We start from the raw sequence: 2,531 nt of genomic DNA, 5'->3' as shown, positions 1-2,531 counted from the left end.
CACGATGATCAGGCCCTTGATGATGTCCTGGACGTAGGCGTCCACCCCGAGGAAGGTGAAGCCGCTGGCCATGGTGCCGAGGATCAGGGCGCCGATCACGGTGCCGGTGATGCGCCCTACCCCGCCCGCCAGGCTGGTGCCGCCGATCACCGCCGCGGCGATGGCGTCCAGTTCGTAGGACATGCCCATGCCGGCCTGGCCGGTGGCGGCGCGGGCCGAGGCCACGACCCCGGCCAGGCCCGCCAGCAGGCCGGCGATGCTGTAGACGATGATCAGGTGCTTCTTGACGTTGATGCCGGAGATGCGCGCGGCCTGCATGTTGCCGCCGATGGCATAGGTGTACTTGCCGTACTTGGTGTAGCGCAGGGCGATGTGGAAGATCACCGCCACCACCAGGAAGATGATCACCGGCATGGCCCCGGCGCCGATGGCGGTGTAGTTGTCGGACAGCATGCTGATCGGCTGGCCCTCGGTGTAGTAGCGCGCCAGGCCGCGGGCCGAGACCATCATGCCGAGGGTGGCGATGAAGGGCGGGATGCCGGTGACGGCGATGATGCTGCCGTTGATGGCGCCGGCCAGCAGCCCCACCCCGAGGCCGGCCATGACCGGCACCCAGACCGGCAGGTCGGTCAGCGAGGGAAACACCGCGCGGCCGAAGTCCGAGCCCTGGGCCAGACTCGCCGCCACCATGGCCGACAGCGCCAGCACCGAGCCGGAGGAGAGGTCGATGCCGGTGGTGATGATCACCTGGGTCACGGCGATGGCCAGCAGGCCGATGATCGAGACCTGCAGGATCATCAGCACCAGGCGCTGGGAATTCATCAGGAAGCTCTGGTCGCGCAGGACCCAGCCGAAGGCCTCGAAGGCCAGGCCGATGCCCAGCAGCACCAGCAGGATGCCCAGTTCGGTGGGAATGCGGCGCCGCGGGCGCGCGCTGGGTAGCTCGGCGGTTTTCTTGTCCAGGAGGGCACTCATCTTGTTCTACCTCTTGTATGCCGGGAGCGATGGGGACGGGCCCACCGCGCGAAAGCTGCGCTAGTGCAGTACGGGATTGCCCGAGGCCAGGTGCATGACCCGCTCCTGGGTGGCTTCGCCGCGATCGAGAAAGCCGGTGACGGTGCCTTCGTGCATCACCATCACCCGGTCGCTCATGCCCAGGACCTCGGGCAGTTCGGACGAAATCATGATCACCGCCAGGCCCTCGGCAGCCAGCTTGGCGATCAGCCGGTAGATCTCGGCCTTGGCGCCGACGTCGATGCCGCGGGTAGGTTCGTCGAGGATGAGGATGCGCGGCCGGGTCATCAGCCAGCGGGCGATCAGCGCCTTCTGCTGGTTGCCGCCGGAGAGATTGGCGATGCACTGGTCCAGCGAGGGGGTCTTCACCCGCAGTTGTTGGCGCATCTCTTCGCAGAGCCGGTCGAGGCGCTGCTGCTGCACGAAGCCGCCGCTGGCGAAACCATTCAGCACCGCCACCTCCATGTTTTCCCCCACCGACAGGCAGGAAAAGATGCCGGTGTCCTTGCGGTCTTCGGTGAGCAGCGCCAGGCCTTTCTGGATCGCCAGATGAGGATCGCTAATGCGTACCGGCCGGCCGTCGATGCGGATCTCGCCCGCCGTGGCCGGGGTCACCCCGAACAGCGTCTCGGCGACGTTGGTGCGCCCCGAGCCCATCAGTCCGGCGATGCCCAGCACCTCGCCGGCGCGCAGGTCGAAGGAGACGCCGGAGAACACTCCGTCCAGGCCCAGGTCGCGCACCGACAGCAGTACCTCGTCGCGCGGCGCGGTGCGCTCCGGGAACAGCTGGGTCAGTTCGCGCCCCACCATCATGGCGATCAGGCCGTCACCGTTCATACTGTCGGCGCGCTGCAGGCCGATGTACTGGCCGTCGCGGAACACCGCGACCTCGTCGGCGATCTGGAACACCTCGTCCATCTTGTGGGTGATGTAGACGATGCCCTTACCCTGGGCCTTGAGGTCGGCGATGATGGAAAACAGATGCGCCACCTCGGTCTCGGTGATGGCCGAGGTGGGTTCGTCCATGATCAGCACATCGCTGTCGTAGGACACCGCCTTGGCGATCTCCACCATCTGCCGCCCGGCGATGGACAGGCTGCCCACGCTGTCTTCCGGGTCCAGGGCGATGCGCAGCCGGTCCAGCAGCGCCTGGGTCTGGCGCCGCATCTTGCCGTGGTCCACCAGATGCAGGGCATTGAGCGGTTCGCGACCCAGCCAGATGTTCTCGGCGATGGTCATGAAGGGCATCAGGTTGAGTTCCTGGTGGATCATGGCGATCCCCGACTGCAGCGCCTGCAGCGGCGTCTCGAAGCGCACCGGCACCCCGCGCAGCCGCACCTCGCCGGCATCGGGCTGGTAGATGCCGGCGATGATCTTCATCAGCGTCGACTTGCCCGCGCCGTTCTCGCCCATCAGCGCCAGCACGGTGCCGGGACGCACCCGCAGCTGCACGTGGGACAACGCCTTGACGCCGGGAAACTCCTTGGTGACGTCGACGATTTCCAGCAGGTATTCGC

2 protein-coding genes are annotated in these 2,531 nt (G+C 67.0%); both read right to left on the bottom strand.

Annotated features, from left to right (window positions below; all coding sequences use genetic code 11):
* On the bottom strand, positions 1 to 975 hold a 975-nt coding region (locus tag GSQ95_RS20035; protein WP_158897127.1), incomplete at its 3' end, for an ABC transporter permease.
* A gap of 60 nt (positions 976 to 1,035) precedes the next feature.
* Positions 1,036 to 2,531 (bottom strand): sugar ABC transporter ATP-binding protein (locus GSQ95_RS20030; protein ID WP_158897126.1); only part of this gene is annotated, 1,496 nt, incomplete at its 5' end.

Source organism: Pseudomonas sp. BAV 4579, assembly GCF_009765395.1.
In the GTDB taxonomy this organism is placed as follows: domain Bacteria; phylum Pseudomonadota; class Gammaproteobacteria; order Pseudomonadales; family Pseudomonadaceae; genus Chryseomonas; species Chryseomonas aestiva.
This window is presented reverse-complemented; position numbering and strand designations above follow the sequence as displayed.